The 19,197-nt window shown below is 62.0% G+C and carries 21 protein-coding genes; 14 read left to right on the plus strand and 7 right to left on the minus strand.

The annotated features are described in order from the left end of the window. The first annotated feature begins 2 nt into the window (after positions 1–2). From ABM428_RS12485 to ABM428_RS12500, 4 genes are all read left to right on the plus strand, one after another. Positions 3–1,328 carry a lyase family protein gene (locus tag ABM428_RS12485; protein WP_353627988.1) on the plus strand — a complete coding sequence of 442 codons (1,326 nt, stop codon included), beginning with the start codon at positions 3–5 and terminating at the stop codon, positions 1,326–1,328. 25 nt (positions 1,329–1,353) lie between these two features. Continuing rightward, entirely contained in the window at positions 1,354–2,562 is a 1,209-nt protein-coding gene (locus ABM428_RS12490; protein WP_132997728.1) for a TCR/Tet family MFS transporter, read from the plus strand. A gap of 98 nt (positions 2,563–2,660) precedes the next feature. Further along, complete coding sequence (locus tag ABM428_RS12495; RefSeq protein WP_132997729.1) at positions 2,661–3,752, plus strand: zinc-binding dehydrogenase; 1,092 nt, start codon at positions 2,661–2,663, stop codon at positions 3,750–3,752. Between the two features lie 63 nt (positions 3,753–3,815). Next, the gene (locus ABM428_RS12500; protein WP_340241611.1) at positions 3,816–5,048 is read left to right on the plus strand and encodes an enolase C-terminal domain-like protein; all 1,233 of its coding nucleotides are present in this window, start codon (positions 3,816–3,818) and stop codon (positions 5,046–5,048) included. A 45-nt stretch (positions 5,049–5,093) separates the two neighbouring features. Here ABM428_RS12500 and ABM428_RS12505 read toward each other — a convergent pair whose 3' ends face one another. After that, entirely contained in the window at positions 5,094–6,317 is a 1,224-nt protein-coding gene (locus ABM428_RS12505; protein WP_005849449.1) for an acyl-CoA dehydrogenase, read from the minus strand. 98 nt (positions 6,318–6,415) lie between these two features. Here ABM428_RS12505 and ABM428_RS12510 point away from each other — a divergent pair, with 98 nt between their 5' ends. Both ABM428_RS12510 and ABM428_RS12515 read left to right on the plus strand, forming a co-directional pair. Next, entirely contained in the window at positions 6,416–7,309 is an 894-nt protein-coding gene (locus ABM428_RS12510) for a LysR substrate-binding domain-containing protein (protein ID WP_037945092.1), read from the plus strand. A gap of 108 nt (positions 7,310–7,417) precedes the next feature. Beyond that, a complete protein-coding gene (locus tag ABM428_RS12515) occupies positions 7,418–7,774 on the plus strand; it encodes a hypothetical protein (protein ID WP_005849451.1) in 357 nt (118 codons plus the stop codon). Positions 7,775–7,872: 98 nt separating this feature from the next. Here ABM428_RS12515 and ABM428_RS12520 read toward each other — a convergent pair whose 3' ends face one another. Further along, the gene (locus tag ABM428_RS12520) at positions 7,873–9,429 is read right to left on the minus strand and encodes a bifunctional UDP-sugar hydrolase/5'-nucleotidase (protein ID WP_037944716.1); all 1,557 of its coding nucleotides are present in this window, start codon (positions 9,427–9,429) and stop codon (positions 7,873–7,875) included. Positions 9,430–9,598: 169 nt separating this feature from the next. Between ABM428_RS12520 and ABM428_RS12525 the strand changes: the two genes are divergently transcribed. From ABM428_RS12525 to ABM428_RS12535, 3 genes are read left to right on the plus strand one after another with little or no spacing between them, the layout of a single operon-like run. After that, complete coding sequence (locus ABM428_RS12525; protein WP_009825146.1) at positions 9,599–9,946, plus strand: DUF952 domain-containing protein; 348 nt, start codon at positions 9,599–9,601, stop codon at positions 9,944–9,946. Beyond that, a complete protein-coding gene (locus ABM428_RS12530) occupies positions 9,946–10,377 on the plus strand; it encodes a DUF1330 domain-containing protein (RefSeq protein WP_005849454.1) in 432 nt (143 codons plus the stop codon). The genes ABM428_RS12525 and ABM428_RS12530 overlap by 1 nt, the downstream gene beginning before the upstream one ends. Continuing rightward, positions 10,374–11,417, plus strand: coding sequence for a quinone-dependent dihydroorotate dehydrogenase (locus ABM428_RS12535; RefSeq protein WP_132997732.1), 1,044 nt, complete (start codon positions 10,374–10,376; stop codon positions 11,415–11,417). Before ABM428_RS12530 ends, ABM428_RS12535 begins: the two co-directional genes overlap by 4 nt. A 67-nt stretch (positions 11,418–11,484) precedes the next feature. Here ABM428_RS12535 and ABM428_RS12540 read toward each other — a convergent pair whose 3' ends face one another. The 3 genes from ABM428_RS12540 to ABM428_RS12550 are packed head-to-tail and all read right to left on the minus strand — an operon-like array spanning position 11,485 to position 13,773. Further along, positions 11,485–12,849 (minus strand): MATE family efflux transporter, encoded by a 1,365-nt coding sequence (locus ABM428_RS12540; protein ID WP_132997733.1) that lies wholly within the window; start codon positions 12,847–12,849, stop codon positions 11,485–11,487. Continuing rightward, positions 12,842–13,354, minus strand: a complete 513-nt coding sequence (locus ABM428_RS12545; protein WP_064217103.1) for a PaaI family thioesterase — start codon at positions 13,352–13,354, stop codon at positions 12,842–12,844. Before ABM428_RS12545 ends, ABM428_RS12540 begins: the two co-directional genes overlap by 8 nt. Continuing rightward, positions 13,351–13,773 carry a PaaI family thioesterase gene (locus tag ABM428_RS12550; RefSeq protein ID WP_005849458.1) on the minus strand — a complete coding sequence of 141 codons (423 nt, stop codon included), beginning with the start codon at positions 13,771–13,773 and terminating at the stop codon, positions 13,351–13,353. Before ABM428_RS12550 ends, ABM428_RS12545 begins: the two co-directional genes overlap by 4 nt. A 114-nt stretch (positions 13,774–13,887) precedes the next feature. Here ABM428_RS12550 and ABM428_RS12555 point away from each other — a divergent pair, with 114 nt between their 5' ends. After that, positions 13,888–14,265: a MerR family DNA-binding transcriptional regulator gene (locus tag ABM428_RS12555; RefSeq protein WP_005849459.1), complete on the plus strand. Its 378-nt coding sequence runs from the start codon at positions 13,888–13,890 to the stop codon at positions 14,263–14,265. Between the two features lie 119 nt (positions 14,266–14,384). On the opposite strand, the gene ABM428_RS12560 is transcribed toward ABM428_RS12555, so the two are convergent. Both ABM428_RS12560 and ABM428_RS12565 read right to left on the minus strand, forming a co-directional pair. After that, positions 14,385–14,630 (minus strand): hypothetical protein, encoded by a 246-nt coding sequence (locus ABM428_RS12560; protein WP_005849460.1) that lies wholly within the window; start codon positions 14,628–14,630, stop codon positions 14,385–14,387. Between the two features lie 98 nt (positions 14,631–14,728). Continuing rightward, a complete protein-coding gene (locus tag ABM428_RS12565; protein WP_132997734.1) occupies positions 14,729–15,475 on the minus strand; it encodes a LuxR family transcriptional regulator in 747 nt (248 codons plus the stop codon). 232 nt (positions 15,476–15,707) lie between these two features. Here ABM428_RS12565 and ABM428_RS12570 point away from each other — a divergent pair, with 232 nt between their 5' ends. From ABM428_RS12570 to ABM428_RS12585, 4 genes are all read left to right on the plus strand, one after another. Then, the gene (locus ABM428_RS12570; protein WP_037944722.1) at positions 15,708–16,109 is read left to right on the plus strand and encodes a MerR family DNA-binding transcriptional regulator; all 402 of its coding nucleotides are present in this window, start codon (positions 15,708–15,710) and stop codon (positions 16,107–16,109) included. A gap of 88 nt (positions 16,110–16,197) precedes the next feature. Further along, positions 16,198–17,979: an acyl-CoA dehydrogenase C-terminal domain-containing protein gene (locus ABM428_RS12575; RefSeq protein ID WP_132997735.1), complete on the plus strand. Its 1,782-nt coding sequence runs from the start codon at positions 16,198–16,200 to the stop codon at positions 17,977–17,979. A 54-nt stretch (positions 17,980–18,033) separates the two neighbouring features. Further along, positions 18,034–18,246 carry a hypothetical protein gene (locus ABM428_RS12580; RefSeq protein WP_005849464.1) on the plus strand — a complete coding sequence of 71 codons (213 nt, stop codon included), beginning with the start codon at positions 18,034–18,036 and terminating at the stop codon, positions 18,244–18,246. A 301-nt stretch (positions 18,247–18,547) separates the two neighbouring features. Then, a complete protein-coding gene (locus ABM428_RS12585; protein WP_074634677.1) occupies positions 18,548–19,186 on the plus strand; it encodes a glutathione S-transferase family protein in 639 nt (212 codons plus the stop codon). The last annotated feature ends 11 nt before the right edge of the window (positions 19,187–19,197 follow it).

Here is a 19,197-nt window from a genome sequence, read left to right on the forward strand (position 1 = left end):
CCATGGCCGCCAGCGTCTTTGACAGCCCCCTGTTCGCACAGCTTTTCAACACCGGTGACGCAGGCCGCCTGTTCTCGGACAGCGCTGCGATCCGCGCGATGCTGCTGGTCGAAGGGGCGCTGGCCAAGGTGCAGGGCAGCCTTGGTATCATCCCCGAGATGAGCGCCGCCGCGATCCACCGCGCCTCTCTCGAGATTCAGGTCGACCCCGGGGCGATTGCCGCCTCTACCGGAGAAAACGGCGTGTCCGTGCCGGGGCTTCTGGCGCAGTTCCGCGCCGAGATGCAGGCACCGGAATTTGCCCAGCACGTGCATTGGGGCGCGACCAGTCAGGACATCATCGATACCGCGCTGATGCTGCGCCTGCGTCAGGCGCTCAAGCTGGCGGAAACCGATCTGCGCGAGATCATCGCGGCCCTTGCGGCAGGGGCCGAACAGCACCAATCCCTGCCGATGCCTGCCCGCACCTATGGCCAGCACGCCACCCCCACCAGCTGGGGCGCGGTGCTGGCGGAATGGGGCATGCCACTGTGCGATGCGCTCGACCAGCTTGAGGCGCTACGCGAAGGGTCGTTGTTCGTGTCCCTGTCAGGGGCGGCGGGGACGGGCTCTGCCCTTGGCCCCAAGGCTGCCGAGACCCGCGCGCAGCTCGCCCAAGCGCTTGGGCTGCACGACCCCGGGCGCAGCTGGCATGTGGACCGCGGCCCCGTGCTGCGCATCGCCGATTGGCAGGGCCGCGTGATGGCAGCGCTGGCGCATATCGCGCAAAGCACGCTGGCGCTGACCATGACCGAAACCGCCGAGCTTGCCCTTGGGGCGGCAGGCGCGTCGTCGACCATGCCGCAAAAACAGAACCCCGTGGGGCCCTCGGCGATTGTCGCCCTCGGGCACCAGTTCACCGGCCAGCGCGCCACGCTACAGGCCGCCGCGGCGCATCAGCATCAGCGTGATGGCGGCGCGTGGTTCGCGGAATGGATGGCTGTGCCTCAGCTGGCACTGAGCCTTGCCGCCGCGCTGAACCACACAAAAAGCCTTGTCGCGGGGCTGACGCCGCACCCTGTGAAAATGCGCAGCGCGCTGACAGACGGGCTGGGCCTGATCCACGCCGAAGCGCTGAGCTTTGCCCTAGCCGAAACGATGCCCCGCCCCGAGGCCCAGAAGATCACCAAACAGCTTTGTCAGGATGCGCTGGCCAAACAGGTGCCGCTGGCCGATCTGGTCCACGCGGATTACCCCGACTTGGCCGAGACCCTCTTTGACCCGTCAACCCAGATGGGACAGGCCCCCGCAGATGCAGCCGCTTTTGTGGCCCGTGCGCGTGCGCTGTAACCGCGCAACCGGCGCGCAATAGCCCATGCGTCCGGCGGTCATATTTATCATCCTGACCGTCATGATCGATGCCATGGGCATTGGTCTGATCATCCCTGTGATGCCGGACCTGATCGCGCAGGTCCAATCCGCCGATCTGTCACGCGCCGCGCTGTGGGGCGGTGTGTTGGCGACGACATTCGCGGTGATGCAATTCCTGTTCAGCCCGCTGGTGGGCAGCCTGTCCGACCGCTTCGGGCGCAGGCCGGTGCTGCTGACCTCGCTGAGCGTGATGGCGCTGGACTATGTTCTGATGGCGCTGGCGGGGTCGATCTGGCTGCTGCTTTTGGGGCGGGTGATCGGTGGTATCTCGGCAGCCACGGGGGCCACAGCCAGCGCCTATATGGCCGACATCACCAGACCCGAGAAACGCGCCGCCGCCTTCGGCATGATCGGCGCGGGTTTCGGGGCCGGGTTCGTGCTGGGCCCTGTAGCAGGCGGTTTTTTGGCCGAGTTTGGCACACGTGCCCCCTTTTGGGCGGCGGCGGTGCTGGCGGCGGGGAATGTGATCTTTGGCTGGATCGTCCTGCGCGAAACCGTAAACACCCGCAGCGCTGCGCCCCTGTCATGGCGGCGCGCGAACCCCTTGGGGGCGCTGCGGGCCTTGGGCGATCTGCCCGGGGTGTCGCGCCTGCTGCTTGTCTATTTCCTCTATCACCTTGCGTTTGCCGTCTACCCGTCGGTCTGGAGCTATTTCGGCAAGGCGCAATTCGGCTGGTCCCCTGCGATGATTGGCGGGTCGCTGGCATTGTTCGGCGCGGCGATGGCCGTGGTTCAGGGGGGGCTGATCCGGCCCGTGCTGCACCGCTTTGCCGAACGCGGCACCGTGCTGATCGGCTTTGCCTGCTCCATCACCACTTTCGGGCTGATCGCAACAGTCACATGGGGCAGCGCGATCCTGATCCTGACCCCGCTTGCCGCACTCGCGGGCGTGATCCCGCCTGCGCTACAGGCACTGATGTCAGCCCGCGTCACCCCCGAGCGGCAAGGCGCGTTGCAAGGGCTGCTCACCTCGGCATCGGCGCTGGCGATGGTGGTCGCCCCCTTGGTTATGACATCCGTCTTTGCCGCCTTCACCAGCGCTTCGACCCCTGTCTATTTTGCGGGCGCGCCTTTTGTGCTGTCGATGATCCTGTCGGTGGTCGCCTTGGTGCTCTTCCGGCGCGTGCGTATAAATCCCGCGCATGTGGACTGACATAACGTAAGCCTGACGCAGCGCGGCGCATATAGGCTTGCGGGACGGGGCAGAGCTTGCCACCCTTCCCTAAATTCACGCGCCCGGAAGGACCCGTTATGCCGTTGATCAAAGCCGCCGTTTGCCATGAATTTGGTGCTCCCCTGAAAATCGAAGACGTAGAACTCCGCGCCCCCGAGGGGGCCGAGGTCGAGGTGACGCTGGATGCCGTAGCGATCTGCCATTCGGACATTTCCTTTGCCAGTGGGGGCTGGGGCGGATCGCTGCCCGCGGTCTATGGTCACGAGGCCGCGGGACGGGTGACCGCTGTGGGCGACAGGGTAAGCGGCGTCTCGGTCGGGGATAGCGTCGTGGTCACGCTGATCCGCGCTTGCGGCAGCTGCCCCAACTGCGCCAGCGGTCGACCTGTGATCTGCGAAACCCCCTATGACGGCGACACCGGCCCGCTGAAAACCAAGGACGGCGGCAAGCTGCATCAGGCCATGGCATCCGGTGCCTTTGCCGAAAAAGTCGTTGTGGATCAGGCGCAGGTCGTCAGGATCAGCGCCGATATTCCCAAGGATGCCGCCAGCCTGATCGCCTGCGGGGTGATCACCGGCGTCGGTGCCGTGGTCAATGCTGCGCAGTTACGGGCCGGTCAGGACGTCGTGGTCATCGGTGCCGGTGGCGTCGGGCTGAACGCCATTCAGGGCGCGCGCATCGCCGGGGCCCGCCGCATCGTCGCCGTGGATATGAGCGCGGAGAAGCTGGAGATCGCCAAGGAGTTCGGGGCCACCGATGGTATCCTTGGCACCGAAGACAAACCCTGGGGGCAGTTGGAACAGGCGATTGGCCGCAAGGGCGTGGATGCGGTGATCGTGACCGTTGGGGCGATCCCTGCCTATAATGACGCGCCGAAATACCTTGCCGCGGGCGGGCGTGTGGTCATGGTCGGCATGCCTCATATCGGCGACGGCGCGACCTATGACCCCGGCACATTCGCCGCAATGGGTCAGGGCACGGTCGGCTCCAAAATGGGCGATGTGGTGATCCAGCGCGATATTCCGTGGATGGTCGATCTATATGCCCAAGGACGGCTGAAACTGGACGAGCTGATCTCGGGGCGGTGGTCGCTGGAGCAGATCAACGACGCAATCGAGGATACCAAGACCGGTGCCGCGCGGCGCAATGTCATCCTGTTTGACCACTAGCGCCACGGGGGCCAGCCCCCGTACCCCCGGGATTTTGAACCATTTGGAAAAGAGGATCACGCGATGAAATTGCAAGATCTTGAGGTTATCGTCACAGCGCCCCCTGCCCCCGGTTGGGGCGGGCGCTATTGGATATTGGTCAAGCTGACCACGGATACCGGCATTGTGGGATGGGGCGAATGTTATGCGGCGTCGGTTGGGCCGCAGGCCATGCGCGCGGTGATCGAGGATGTTTTTGCACGGCATATGCAGGGCGAGAATCCCGAAAATATCGAGCTGATGTACCGCCGCGCCTATTCATCAGGCTTTACCCAGCGACCCGATTTGACCGTCATGGGCGCATTTTCGGGTCTGGAAATCGCCTGCTGGGATATTCTGGGCAAGGATCGGGATCGTCCGGTCTATGCCTTGATCGGCGGCAGGATGAACGAACGCGTGCGGGGCTATACCTATCTATACCCGCTGCCGCATCACGATATGACCGCTTTCTGGACCTCGCCCGAGATGGCGGCGGAATCGGCGCTGGACTGTGTGGCGCGGGGCTATACCGCGATCAAGTTCGATCCGGCAGGGCCCTATACCATGCGCGGCGGGCATATGCCGGCGATGACCGACATCTCGCAATCTGTCGCCTTTTGCAAAGCGATCCGCGCGGCCGTTGGCGACAAGGCCGATCTGCTGTTCGGCACCCACGGGCAATTCACCACCGCAGGCGCAATCCGTTTGGGGAACGCCATCGCGCCCTATAGCCCGCTGTGGTATGAAGAGCCAATCCCGCCAGATGCCGTGGAGCAGATGGCCGCCGTGGCGCGGGCCGTGCCGATCCCTGTCGCGACCGGAGAGCGGCTGACCACCAAGGCCGAGTTCGCGCCGGTGCTGCGGTCTGGGGCAGCCGCGATCCTGCAGCCTGCCTTGGGCCGTGTCGGTGGCATCTGGGAAGCCAAGAAGATCGCCGCCATGGCAGAGGTCTATAACGCGCAAATTGCGCCGCATCTTTATGCGGGCCCGGTGGAATGGGCGGCCAACATCCATCTGGCCACGTCGATCCCCAATATCCTGATGTGCGAATGTATCGAGACGCCCTTCCACGACCAGTTGATCAAAAGCACGATCAAGGTGGAGGACGGGTTCATCACAGCCCCCACCGCAGCCGGTTTGGGCATAGAGGTGGACGAGGCATTGGCCCGCGCGCATCCGTATACCGGCAACGGGCTGCACCTGGAAATGCAGGAAGCGCCTTGTGATTACGTCAACGGGAATGCGTTTGAAGGGGGGGCACCGTCGGTCAAATCCTGACGGGTCCGGTGGTATGAGGGGGCCGAAGCCCCCTCTGCCAGAGATTTAGAAGAACGCCTGCAGGCCGGTCTGGGCGCGGCCCAGGATCAGCGCGTGCACGTCGTGCGTGCCTTCATAGGTGTTCACCGTCTCAAGGTTCATCATGTGGCGGATCACCTGGAATTCGCCGCTGATGCCGTTGCCGCCGTGCATGTCGCGGGACATGCGGGCGATGTCCAGCGCCTTGCCGCAGTTGTTGCGCTTGACGATAGAGATCATTTCCGGTGCGGCGTTGGCGTTGTCCATCAGACGGCCCACTTGCAACGAAGCCTGCAGGCCAAGCGCGATTTCGGTCTGCATGTCGGCAAGTTTCTTTTGGAACAGCTGCGTCTGCGCCAGCGGCTTGTTGAACTGTTTGCGGTCCAGACCGTATTGACGCGAGGCGTGCCAGCAGAATTCAGCCGCCCCCAGTGCACCCCAGCTGATGCCATAGCGGGCGCGGTTAAGACAGCCGAACGGGCCTTTCAGACCTTCGACATGGGGCAGCAGGGCATCTTCGCCGACTTCGACGTTGTCCATCACGATCTCGCCTGTGATCGAGGCACGCAGCGACAGTTTGTTGCCGATTTTTGGCGCGGACAGACCCTTCATGCCTTTTTCGAGGATGAAGCCGCGGATCTTGCCGCCGTGCTCTTCGGACTTGGCCCAGACCACGAAGACATCCGCGATCGGCGCGTTCGAAATCCACATTTTGGAGCCGGTCAGCTTGTAGCCGTTGGCGGTTTTCACCGCACGGGTTTTCATGCCCGCAGGGTCAGAGCCCGCATCAGGTTCTGTCAGGCCAAAGCAGCCGATGAATTCGCCGCTGGACAGTTTGGGCAGATACTTCATCCGCTGCTCTTCAGAGCCATAGGCGTAGATCGGGTACATGACGAGGCTGGACTGCACGGACATCATCGACCGATAGCCGCTGTCCACACGTTCCACTTCGCGCGCGACCAGACCGTAAGAGACATAGTTGCCGCCCAAGCCGCCGTATTGTTCGGGCACGGTGACACCCAGAAGGCCCATGTCGCCCATCTCGCGGAAGATCGCGGGGTCGGTGGTTTCATTGGCGAAAGCGTCGATCACGCGGGGCTGCAGCTTTTCCTGCGCATAGGCGCGCGCGCTCTCCTGGATCATGCGTTCGTCTTCGGTCAGCTGTTCGTTCAGGCGGAACGCATCCGCCCAATCAAAGCTGCCCATGTCGGGGGCGTCTTTGGCTTTCAATACGGGCAATTCGGTGCTCATGGTATGTCCTCCTCGGGGTTCGGATTTGGGCGCAGTATTGCAAAGCCCGGCAGCAATGACTATCGCTGGTTACTCCTGAACCTATGAGTCAAAGTCATATGATCGCCCCGCGTCGCTTCCTTCCGTCGGTCAACGCCCTGCTCGCATTCGAGGCAGTGGCACGCCTGGGCAGCGCCACATTGGCGGCGCAGGAACTGTCCCTGACGCAAAGCGCGATCAGCCGGCAGCTCAAGACGCTAGAGGCGCAGTTGAATGTGGCGCTGCTGGATCGCCAGGGGCGTCAGCTGGTACTGACAGAGGCGGGAAAAAGCTATGTAATTCAGGTGCGTGACGTGTTGAACAGGCTGGCTCAGGCCTCCATCACCGCGCGCACGAACCCGATTGCGGGGGCGCTGAACCTTGCCATTCTGCCGGGGTTCGGGATGCATTGGCTGGCCCCGCGGCTGCGCGACTTTGCCCAGTCCCACCCGGAGGTGACGGTGAACCTCAGCACGCGGCTACATCCGTTTTCCTTCCAGAACAGCCCCTTTGACGCTGCAATACATTTTGGCAAGGAAGACTGGCCCGGTGTGCGCTATTTGCCGCTGATGCCCGAGACGGTGGTCCCCGTCTGCGCGCCCGAGCTGCTCACCGAACCGCTGGAGGATCCCAGCCAGATCCTGCGCTATGCGCTGCTGCATCTGGATACCCGCCCGCGCGGCTGGTCGCGGTGGCTGAGCGCGCTTGGTGTCACGCAAGAACCCCCAGCCGGCATGATGTTCGACCAGTTCTCAACCATGGCGCAGGCGGCGGTGCACGGATTAGGCGTGGCGCTGCTTCCTACCTTTTCCGCCGAGCCCTATCTGCGCGACGGGCAGCTTGTGCTGGCATCAACGCAGACGACACAGAGCATCGGGAATTACTACCTCGTCTGGCCCGAGGACCGTGCCGAAACCGCGGCCTTGCAGTCGTTCAAGACGTGGCTCGACGGGCAAACGGGTCAGGTTCTTTAGCATAGGCCAAGGTTCTGAGGCATATCCGCCCTATTTCCGCCGCAATCCTGCATTAGCACACCCTTCATCAGTTTTAGGGGGGGGCCCCTTTTGAAAGGGAGCATGGATATGCCAATTTCACTTACCAAACTCATTTCTGCGGGCGCGACAGCGGTCACACTTGCGGCTGCCACCGCAGCGACCGCGCAAACCCACGACGTCGTGATCTTTGACGACGCCTTCTTTCCTGCCGTGATCTATGTCGACGCCGGGGACGAACTGCGTTTTGTCAACAACGCCAGCGCCGCGCGCAACGTCAGCGCGGGCGACGGATCGTGGTCATCCGGCACGCTGGAAACCGGCAGCAGCTTTAGCCAAACGGTAGAGGCAAACAGCCAAGTGACCTTTATCGGCACGTCGCTTGGGGAAAACCCCAAAAGCTACTCCGGCGAGATCAGCTTTGACCCCGCACCGCTGAGCGAGTGATCGGGTCCATCCCTGCGCTTGTCGCAGGTGCTTGAAATAAAAACGGCGCGCCCCTGTTTCCAGCGGCGCGCCGTTTCGCGTTAATATGGCGATGTGGCTTACTTCACCGTGATGCGGCCATCGGTATAGGGCGTATAGGCCCCGTTGGCGGCGATGAATTCAGCCGTCACATCCGCCAGATCGGGACCGTAGTCATAGGCGTTCTGCGCAGAGGTAAACGGCGCATAGCCGTCGCCGCCATTGCGCACGTAGTTGTTGGACACGACGCCATAGGTCTTTTCGGGATCAAGCGGCATGCCGGATACGGTGACATCGCTGATGCGGCTGCCCGGTTCGGCGCTGGTGTCCACGGTAAAGGTCATCCCCGCCACTTGCGGGAAACGACCTGCGACCTCTTCGATCTGGCTCACGCCATTTTCCAGCGCCTCTACCAATGCCGCACCGGTGACCTGAAAGGTCGACAGGGTGTTCTGGAACGGCAGCACTGCCAGCACTTCGCCCATGGTCACCTCTCCGGCGTCGATGGAAGAGCGCAAGCCGCCGCTGTTCTGGATCGCGACCTCGATCCCCTGATCCGCCACACGGGCCAGCATCGCATCGGCGACGAGGTTGCCCATCTGACATTCCTGCACGCGGCAGACCGACCGGTCGCCCTCGATCGGCTCGGTGGTTTCGGCGACGACCTTGCTGCGCAGTTCTTCCAACGGTTGGGCCAGCTCGCCGATACGGGCGACGGTGGTTTCATCCTCTGCGACGCCTGCGTCGATCAGGATCGGATCGCCCGAGGCTTCCTTGATCTTACCCTCGTCATCGAAGGTCACGTTCAGCTCGCCCAGATATTTACCGTAGGCATAGGCCTGCACGATCGCCGTATCCTTGACCATCGTCGGATAGGCCCCTTCGGCTTTTTCATCGGTATTGGACAGCAGCGTATTGGTGTGCCCCCCGACGATCACATCAACGCCTGTGGTATTCTCGGCGACCATCTGGTCGACCCCATAGCCCGAGTGGCTGAGCACGATGATCTTGTTGATACCCTGCGCGGTCAGCAGATCGACCTCGCCCTGTACGGCAGCCACGGAATCGGTAAAGACAACGTTGTCTCCGGGGCTCGACAGTTCGTGGGTGTCTTCGGTGGTCAGTCCGATCAGGCCGATCTTTTCACCGCCACGCTCGATCACGGCAGATTTCGCCAGCTTGTCCGCCAGCAGCGGTTCGGCAGAGACATCGGCATTCGACATCAGGATGGGAAAGTCGATCGCTTCCATGAAACCGGCAAGCACTTCGGGGCCATCGTCGAATTCGTGGTTGCCCACAGTCATGCCGTCATAGCCCAGCATGTTCATCATCTCGGCTGCCATCTTGCCCTTGTAGTGGGTGTAGAACAGCGAGCCCTGGAATTGGTCCCCACCGTCGACCAGCACATAGTTGTTGGTGCGGGCCTTGGCATCCTTGATCGCGTTGACCAGCCGCGCGGTGCCCCCGAAACATTCACCGGCGGTATTGTCCTCGGCGGAACAAGGGCCATCGTATTTGCTGATCGGTTCAAACCGCGCGTGGAAATCATTGGTGTGCAGGATGGTCAGACTATAATCCGCCGCTGCCATGCCCGAGGTCAGCGCAAGCGCTGCCGTGGCTGTCAGGAATCGTTTCATGATGGGTCCCCCCTTTGGGTTGAATTATGCACCTATGGTGACCCCCAGTTTGCCCCCTTGTCAAAGACCATCTGAGCGCAAACCCGCCCTTCCCCAAGGTCACCGCCCTACACTGCCGCAAAGCGCACAGCCCTTGACCGTTTGCACCGACCAAGGCATCACAGCGGCTATGTTGATTTACAAAATTTTCCGCTCCGATGAATGGCAGGCCCTGCGCCGCGACGGCTCTACCACGGGCGCGCCGGTTGATGTCGCCGATGGCTATGTGCATTTCTCGACCTCTGAACAAGCGGCTGAAACGGCTGCGAAACACTTTGCCGGTGAGGCAGACCTGTTTCTTCTGGCCGTAGAGACCGACCGCCTTGGTGATGCACTGAAATGGGAGGTGTCGCGCGGCGGCGCCGAGTTCCCGCATCTGTACCGCATGCTTATGCTAGAGGATGTGGTTTGGGCCCAGCCCCTGCCCTTGCTGAACGGGGCGCATGATTTTCCCGCTGGCTTTAAGGAAGCTCAATGATGACAGGATATATCGACCCGGATCGCGCACAGTTCGACGCCTTCAAGGGGCTGGACCGCGACACGCCGCTGAATATGGTGAACCTTGTCAAACTACGCGACAAGGCCGCCTACCCCGACGATCACGCGCTGGCCGCCAAGGCGCTGACAGGGGCGCAAGCCTATAAGAACTACGGTGCCGAAAGCGGTCCGGTGCTGGCGGATGTCGGCGGATCGATCCTGTGGCGCGGCCAGTTCGAGGTGACGCTGATCGGCCCCTCGGACGAGGATTGGGATGTGATGTTCATCGCGCAATACCCCAACGCCCACGCCTTTTTGCAGATGATCTCGGACCCGCGGTACAAACAGGCGGTGGTGCACCGTCAGGCCGCGGTTGTGACATCGCGCCTGATCCGCAGCGCACCGCTGCCCCTGACGGATGAATTTGCATGAAGCGCATGGCCGAGCAGCTGGGGCTGCGCGCCCTGCATCAGGTTGACCCCGAAACGGCCCATGGTCTGGCGATCACCGCACTGCGGCTTGGCTTGGCCCCTACACCCGGTCCGGTCACATCGAAACGGCTGAAAACCTCGCTTGCCGGGATGAGCCTGCCCAACCCTGTCGGCCTTGCCGCAGGGTTTGACAAGAACGCTACCGCCGTCGCGCCGCTGTCCAACGCGGGTTTCGGCTTTATCGAGGTCGGGGCCGCCACGCCCCTGCCCCAACCCGGCAATGACAAACCCCGATTGTTCCGCCTGACCGAGGACCGCGCGGCGATCAACCGCTTTGGCTTCAACAACGAAGGCATGCAGGCGATCTGCACGCGTCTGGCGCGCCGTGGCGCGGGCGTGCCCGTGGGGCTCAACCTTGGGGCCAACAAGACCAGCACCGACCGCGCCGCCGATTTCGCCCGCGTGATGGAGCTTGCCCGCGATCACGTGGATTTCGCCACGGTCAATGTATCCTCGCCCAATACCGAAAAGCTGCGTGATCTGCAGGGCAAGGCCGCCCTCGCAGCACTTCTGGCCGGCGTGATGGAGGTGCGCGGCGATACGCCCGTGTTCCTGAAAATCGCCCCCGATCTCACCGAGGCGGAAATCGCCGATGTGGCCGAGGTCGCCAATGACGCAGATGTGGCCGCGATCATTGCCACGAATACAACGCTGGACCGCGCCGGCCTGAAAAGCGCGCAGCGTGACCAGACGGGCGGGCTGTCGGGCGCGCCCCTGTTCGAAAAATCCACGCGCGTGCTGGCGCGACTGTCGACGCTTACCGATATTCCGCTGGTGGGCGTCGGGGGCATCAGCTCGGCCGAGGATGCCTATGCCAAAATCTGCGCAGGCGCTTCGGCGGTGCAGCTTTATACGGCGCTCGTCTATGGCGGGCTGTCACTGGCAGCGGATATCGCCAAGGGGCTCGACAAACTGCTGAAGCAGGACGGCTTCGATACCGTGGCCGATGCCGTGGGCAGCAACCGCAGCTCTTGGCTTTGACAGGACGCCCCGGCGCAGATCGGGGCGCGATCCGCGCGACTTCACCCCGACCTTGCGCGCGCGGGGCCTATCCCGCCGCACGCTCCAACGCGGGGTAGCGCAGCGCCAGCGTGACCCCACGCGCGACAAAGGACACCAATAGCGAAATCCACAGCCCGTGGTTGCCCAGCCACGGCACCAGCAGCGCCGCGCTTGCACAGTAGATCACAAAAGACACCGCCATCATGTTGCGCATGTCCCGCGACCGCGTGGCCCCGATAAAGATCCCGTCCAGCATCCATGACGCCCACCCCAGCAGCGGGGCCGCGACCATATAGGGCAAGAACACCCGCGCCTCTGCGCGCACAAGCGGGGCCGTGGTCATGAGGTCGATGATCATGCCCCCGCCCCACGCGAAGCCCACGGTCATCAAGGCACAGGCCAGCAGACCCCAGCCGCTGGTCAGCACCGCGCCGCGCCGCAGGACATCACGCTGCTTGCCGCCCATGGCCCGCCCGACCAGCGCCTCGGCCGCAAAGGCGAAACCGTCAAGCGCAAAGGCCGTGATCATCAGAAATTGCAGCAGCACCTGGTTGGCGGCGAGTTTCACGTCCCCCAACCCCGATCCCAGAAACAGGAACGAGACGAACACCGCCTGCAACAGAAGCGACCGCACAAGGATATCGCCGTTGACCTTCATCATGTTGATCCAGCGCGGCCCGTCGAACACCTGCGCCCAGTCCCGCCATGCGGGCACTCCAAACGCCGCACGGCAGAACCACAGCCCAAGCGCCGCACCCGACCATTCAGCCAGAAAGGTCGCGATGGCGACGCCCTGGATACCCCAGCCGAGCCCCAGCACGAACCACAGATCCAGCGCGATATTCAGCCCGTTCATCCACAGTTGCACCACCAGCACCGCACGGGTGCGTTCCTGCGCGATCAGCCAGCCGGTGATCGCGTATATCGCAATCGCCGCCGGGGCGGACCAGACGCGGATCCCCATATAGGACCGGGCGAGGTTTTCGACCTCTGCGCTGGCCGGAGAAACCTGAAACGCCGCCCAGAACAGCGGTATCTGCAGCATCACCAGCGCAAGGCCCGCCAGCCCGCCGATCAGCAGCCCGCGTGTCAGCAGTGCCGCGACCTCTGCCGCGTCGTTGTTGCCTGCCGCCTGCGCGGTCAGCCCGACGGTGCCCATCCGCAGAAATCCGAATACCCAGTAAAGCGATGACAGGATGATCGCGCCGATGCCCACGGCTCCGATCGGGGCCGCCAACCCGATCTGCCCGACGACGCCGGTATCCACCGCGCCCAAGATGGGCACGGTGGCGTTGGAGATAACAATCGGGATGGCGATATTCAGCACGCGGCGGTGGGTCACCACCTCTTTCGCGGATAGTTTGCCTTGGGCGACGGCGCTGACTTCGCCCTTGGGGATCGCGTCAGTCACGGCGTTGGGGCATCAGAAAATGGCCCGTTGCCTGCGCGAAAAGCTTGCTGCGGTTGTCCTGCCATGCCTCGACATGCACCGAGGCATAGCGCCGCCCCGACCGGTTGATCCGCGCGCGCGCATAGGCATCGCGCGGCAGGCCCGAGCGCAGGTAATCGACGGTAAAGTCGATGGTCTTGGGCAGCCGTGGCAAATGCGTCGCATCCATCTTGTCGACGGCCAGCGCACCGGATTCAAGATCCTCCCACAGGTATTCCCAGCTGAGCGTGATGATCGACGTTACCTCAAGGAACGAGGCCGTGACCCCACCGTGCAGCGCCTGCAACAGCGGGTTGCCGATCAGCTTGTCGGAAAACGGCAGAACGCCGGTCAACTCGTCGCCACGGCGGTCGAACTCGATCCCCAGAAAGCTGATGTAGGGCACCCCGTCCACCAGCGCGCGCAGCGCCGCATCGCGACGCTTTTTGACGACCTGTACCGCCTCGGGTTTGCTCCGTGTGCTCATCGTTTGCCCTCCACCGTGAAACTGCCGGTGGCGGTGGCGACCGGGCTGCCGTCTTCTTCGTCCTGTGCCGTGGCGCGCACAAAGGCGACATTCCGCGTCACGTGATAACATTCCGCCCGCGCCGTGATCCGTTGACCGGGGACAGCCGCGCGCAGATATTCGATGCGCAAATCAATCGTCGCCGTCCCACCAGGATTGCTGGGGTGGCTCATCACCGCGGCCCCGCAGCAGGTATCCATCAACGCCGACACGGCCCCGCCATGCAAGACACCTGTGCGCGGATCGCCGATCAGCCGTTCATCATACGGCATGTCGATCACGGCGACGCCGCCGTCCAGCTCTTGCAGTTCCATCCCCAGGGCACCGCTGTAAGGCAGCGCCGCGATGAACTGCTTGGCGATGCGAAGTTTGTCTGACATTTTTTACTTCCTTGGCGTTATTCCCTCCATATCAACCGAGCGGCCAAGCAAGAGCAACCCCAGTGTTGCGCTTGGAAAGTGAACCGCATAGTTTCCGAACTTGAGGAGACCAAGATGACAGACAAACGCCTGAACTTTAAAGAAATGTGTGCGGAGTTTGACGTCACGCCGCGCACGTTGCGCTATTACGAGTACATTGAACTGCTCCACCCCGAACGCGAAGGCCGATCGCGCAGCTATGGCGCGCGGGAAATCGCCCGCATGAAGCTGATCATGCGGGGACGCAAGTTCGGGTATTCGCTGGAAGGCATCCGCCAGTGGCTGCTGATCTATGAAAACGAAGGCACCGAAGCGCAAATGCGGGCGTGGGTCGTGAGCGCGGACCGCCAGTTGGGAGAGCTGGCAGAACAGCGCAAGCAGTTGGACGAAGCCATCGAAGAGCTGCAAAAATCGCGCGACGATACAGAGGCCGCATTGGCCAAGCGCGACTGATATTTGCGTAGCGCCTTGGGTTTACGGGGCGCTACCACAACTGACAACCGCTGGCTGGATGACGCCGTCGTTGGCAGCGTCGAGCGATGGTATGAGAAACCGATGCGATGCGGGCCGGCTTACGCCTGCCGCGCGGCCATCCGACCCATCACATCGGAAAGACGGGTAAGATCTGCGGCTGTCACAATCAGCTCCGACAGTGAATCAGCGTCGAGACAGGCAGCAAATTCATACGCCACGTCTTCAACAAGCTTGGCCGCATCCTTGAGCCCCCGCGATGCAGAAGACGCGGAAATCACCGGCCCTTGTGCAAGATCATAGGTATTCGGTGTTGTTGAGGGTTTCGGGGGTTTGTTCTGCGCCACGGCCTGTCCACTTACAGTTGAGAATTCGCCACGACTATGCGTCCGACAGGTGATGCGCACGTCCCGTAAGTGCGCGACATCCGGTCACGTTCCCTGCATTACGACAGGTTATCCAGCGACGGGTCGATCAGGCCAAAGGCCAGGCCCCGCACCGCCGCGCGAGTCCGGTCGGTCACGTCCAGTTTGCCAAACAGACGCCGCATGATCGTATCGACCGTGTGCCGCGACACCCCCATGATCTGCGCGATCGAGGTGTTGCTCTTGCCGCGCGCGATCCAACGGAGCAATTCAAGCTCGCGCGGGGACAAGCGCCGATTGGGTGCAGCAGGGCCTGCCACAAGCGCGCAAAACCGCATATGGGCAAACTGGCTGGCGACGTGCAGGTCCAGAACCTCTGCATCTGTCGGGCGCGGCCTGCCGTGGTGGAAGCCGATACTGACCAAAGCATTGCGCGCCTGTGGCCCAAAGACCTGACAGACCAGGCCATCGGCAAAGCCGAATTCTCTCGCTCTGTTCAGATAGGCTTTCTGCTTTTCGGTCAAGGTGGTCAGCTGCGGCAGGTCACGCCAGAAGAACGGGGTGATCTGTGAGGCCGCGAAGGGGGGAAAGGGATCGTCCAGATACAGGTGCTCTTCGGTATACATCCGGTGAAACTCTGCCGGGATACCGATCGCGACAGCCCCAAAGCTGGAGTCACCAAGCGATTGCACATCAATACTGTGATATGTGACCGTGCGAAAATCCTGCGCTTTGGCAAAGCGTTGCACCAGCAGCCATAGCGCCGAAACGCTGCTGACCTCGCGCAGACACTCTGTGAATAATCGCGGATCCATATCCTCGGACATATCACCTCCCCCCGGCCGATAAAACTTGCTCCCCCACACCACTTAGTCGGCGCGAGATACCGATCAATGACCGTCTTGGGAAAATCCCCGCGGGGTTACGCAGATTTACTCAACGTAAAGCAAATGTTTGACGTAGCGTCCAAGTTACGTAAGCTTGTTTCTGGGTTATACCGCTCCCAGTTTAGGTGAAGTTGACCGTTCTACAGCAGTGATAGAATAGCGAGTAACTGATATGTCCAACACTACGATGACCATCCGCGAGATGTGCACCGCCTTCGATGTGACCCCGCGCACCTTGCGGTTCTACGAAGCGAAAGAACTGCTTTTCCCCGAACGTCAGGGACAAAAGCGCCTGTTTACCAAACGGGACCGTGCGCGGCTGAAACTGATCCTGCGTGGCAAGCGCTTTGGCTTCAGCCTCGAAGAAATCCGCCAGTTGCTGGACCTGTACCACATGGGCGATCAGCAGCAGACCCAATTGGCGCGCACCTATGACATCGCGCGCGAACGTCTGGCCGACCTCGAAGCACAGCGCGAGGATCTGAACAACGCCATCGACGACCTGCAAAACCAGTTGAAATGGGGAGAGAAAATGATCGCCTCCATCAACAGCGCCCGCAACGCGGCAGAATAGGCCCGCAGTCCGGCGCACCCGAACACCTGATACACCGACCTAGATATACTGACCAAACGACGGCCAGATGGCCAAGGGAGAACACCACATGCCGAGCTACACCGCCCCGATCAAGGATATGCAATTCGTCCTGCACGACGTGCTGAACGTCACCGCGTCGTCCACCCCCGGTTACGACGAGCTTGAGGCGGATTTCACCTCTGCCATTCTGGAAGAAGCAGGCAAGCTGACCTCCGAAGTTCTCGCTCCGCTGAACGCGGTGGGTGATCAGGAAGGCTGCCGTCTGGAGAACGGCGTCGTCTACACCCCCAAAGGGTTCAAGGACGCCTTTGCGAAGGTCAAGGAAGGCGGCTGGACCGGTCTGGACATGCCAGAGCAATACGGCGGCCAGAACATGCCCTATATCCTCGGCACCGCCGTGGGCGAGATGTTCTCGGCGTCCAACCAGGCGTTCACCATGTATCAGGGCCTGACCCACGGTGCGGCCTCGGCGATCCTCGCCCACGGCTCTGACGCCCAAAAGGATACATATCTGCCCAACATGGTGTCCTGCGAATGGACCGGCACCATGAACCTGACAGAGCCCCACTGCGGCACCGATCTGGGCCTGATGCGCACCAAGGCAGCGCCACAGGAAGACGGCAGCTATAAGATCACCGGCCAGAAGATCTTTATCTCGTCCGGTGAACACGACATGGCCGGTAACATCATCCATCTGGTGCTGGCCAAGATCGAAGGCGGCCCCGAAGGCATCAAGGGCGTATCGCTCTTCATCGTGCCCAAGTTCATGGTCAAGGAAGACGGCTCGCTTGGCGAACGCAACGCGGTGTCCGTCGGCTCCATCGAAGAGAAGATGGGCATCCACGGCAACTCTACCTGTGTGATGAACTATGATGGCGCGGTCGGCTACCTGCTGGGTGACGAACACAAAGGCATGCGCGCGATGTTCACCATGATGAACGAAGCCCGCGTGGGCGTCGGCATGCAGGGTCTGGCGCAGGCCGATGTGGCCTATCAGAACGCGCTGGCCTACGCCAAGGACCGCCTGCAAGGCCGTGCCGTCACCGGGACAGAGCACCCCGACAAGCCTGCCGATCCGTTGATCGTCCACCCCGATATCCGTCGCAGCCTGATGGAGCAGAAATCCTTTGTCGAAGGGGCCCGGGCGTTCATCCTCTGGGGAGCCAGCCTGATCGACGCGGCACACCGCGCGGATGACAAGGATGCCGACGGGCTTGTCTCGCTGATGACCCCCGTCATCAAAGGCTTCCTGACCGACATCGGCTATGACATGACGGTCAAGGCGCAGCAGGTCTATGGCGGCCACGGCTATATCGAGGAATGGGGCATGTCCCAGTTCACCCGCGACGCCCGTATCGCCATGATCTACGAAGGGGCCAATGGCGTTCAGGCGCTGGACCTCGTGGGCCGCAAACTGGCGCAGGACGGTGGCAAACACGTCATGGCCTTCTTTGATATGGTCAAGACCTTCATCAAGGAAAACGCAGGCCAGGACGCCGAATTCGACGCCAGTTTTATGGAGCCGCTGAAGGCTGCCAGCAAAGATCTGCAATCGGCGGGCATGTACTTCATGCAGAACGGCATGAAGAACCCCAACAACGCGCTCTCGGGGTCGAATGACTTCATGCATATGTTCGGGCATGTCTGTCTGGGCCTGATGTGGGCGAAAATGGGTCTGGCCGCGAAGAGGGCGTTGAAAGATGGCACCGGCGACGCGTCCTTCTACGAGACCAAGCTGGCAACCGGCCGTTTCTACATGGCCCGTCAACTGCCCGCGACGGCGCTGCACCTCAAGCGGATCGAAACCGGCGCGGATACTGTGATGGCGCTGGACGCGGCAAACTTCTAGGTTGCACCGGGGTGGGGACATCCCCCACCCCGATGCTGACTGAAAGGACGCCCGATGCCCAAACGTTTCCGCCTGACCCGCCGCTTCCCTGTCGCCATGACCGAAGACGGCTACCGCCGCCTGAAGAAATTCGCGGCAGAGGCCGGATTGGATGAAGGCGAAGCGCTGTCGTTTCTCTTCGAGAACTTCAACAGCGTGATCGACGAAGAGAACCTGACCGCGCGACTGCGGCTGTTCAACGCGGAACTGGACGGACGAAAGAGGTAGCACACCACCACACCCCGAACGCCCTGCCGAACCCGACCCTTCGGGGAGAGTTTAAGGGGCAAAATGAAGCGCAAACACCCTGCCCTGATCCTGCGACCCGCACGACCAGAGCAGGGCTTCACTTTGCACGCGGCTCAGCTCTCCAGCCTGCCGCGCGGGGGTTGAATACGACAGGATGATTAGTAACTGATTAACGCAAACCCGCGCATCTTCATTTTGCCGGATAAACTCCACGGGGGTGTGGGGGTGTGAACCCCCCACGGGACGACCATCGACACACAGGACTTGAGGGAGGGTTCAGATGACCATCAAACTGCATTGCTTCGGCGAAAGCGGAAACGCCTATAAGGCGGCGCTTGCGCTGCAGCTGTCGGGGCTCGACTGGGAGCCGGTGAAAGTTGATTTCTTCGGCGGCGAAACCCGCACGCAGGATTACCGCACGACGATCAATAACATGGGCGAAGCGCCAGTGATGATTGATGGTGACATCCGTCTGACCCAATCCGGCGTGATCCAGGATTATGTCTCGGAGCAATCCGGCAAATTCGGCGGGGGCAATCCCGAAGAGCGCCGAGAGATCCTGCGGTGGGTGCTGTGGGACAACCACAAGCTCAGCTCGAACGCCGGTATGACGCGTTTTTTGATGAACTTCCTGCCCGAAGACAAGCAGCCCAAAGAAGTCATCGGCTTTATGCAGGGGCGTTTGTCTGCTGCCTATGCCGTGCTGAACGACCATCTGAACGGCCGCGACTGGATTGTCGGCGACGGGATCACCAACGCCGATCTGAGTTGCTGCGGCTATCTGTATTACCCCGAGCCTTTCGGCTTTGTCCGCAAGGACTGGCCCCATATCGACGCGTGGCTCACGCGTCTGAGCGACACACCGGGCTGGAAAGCCCCCTACGACCTGATGCCCGGCAGCCCTGCTGACCGCGCCTGACCCAAAGGGAG

This window comes from Sulfitobacter sp. TCYB15 (assembly GCF_040435955.1).
Classification (GTDB): domain Bacteria; phylum Pseudomonadota; class Alphaproteobacteria; order Rhodobacterales; family Rhodobacteraceae; genus Sulfitobacter; species Sulfitobacter pontiacus.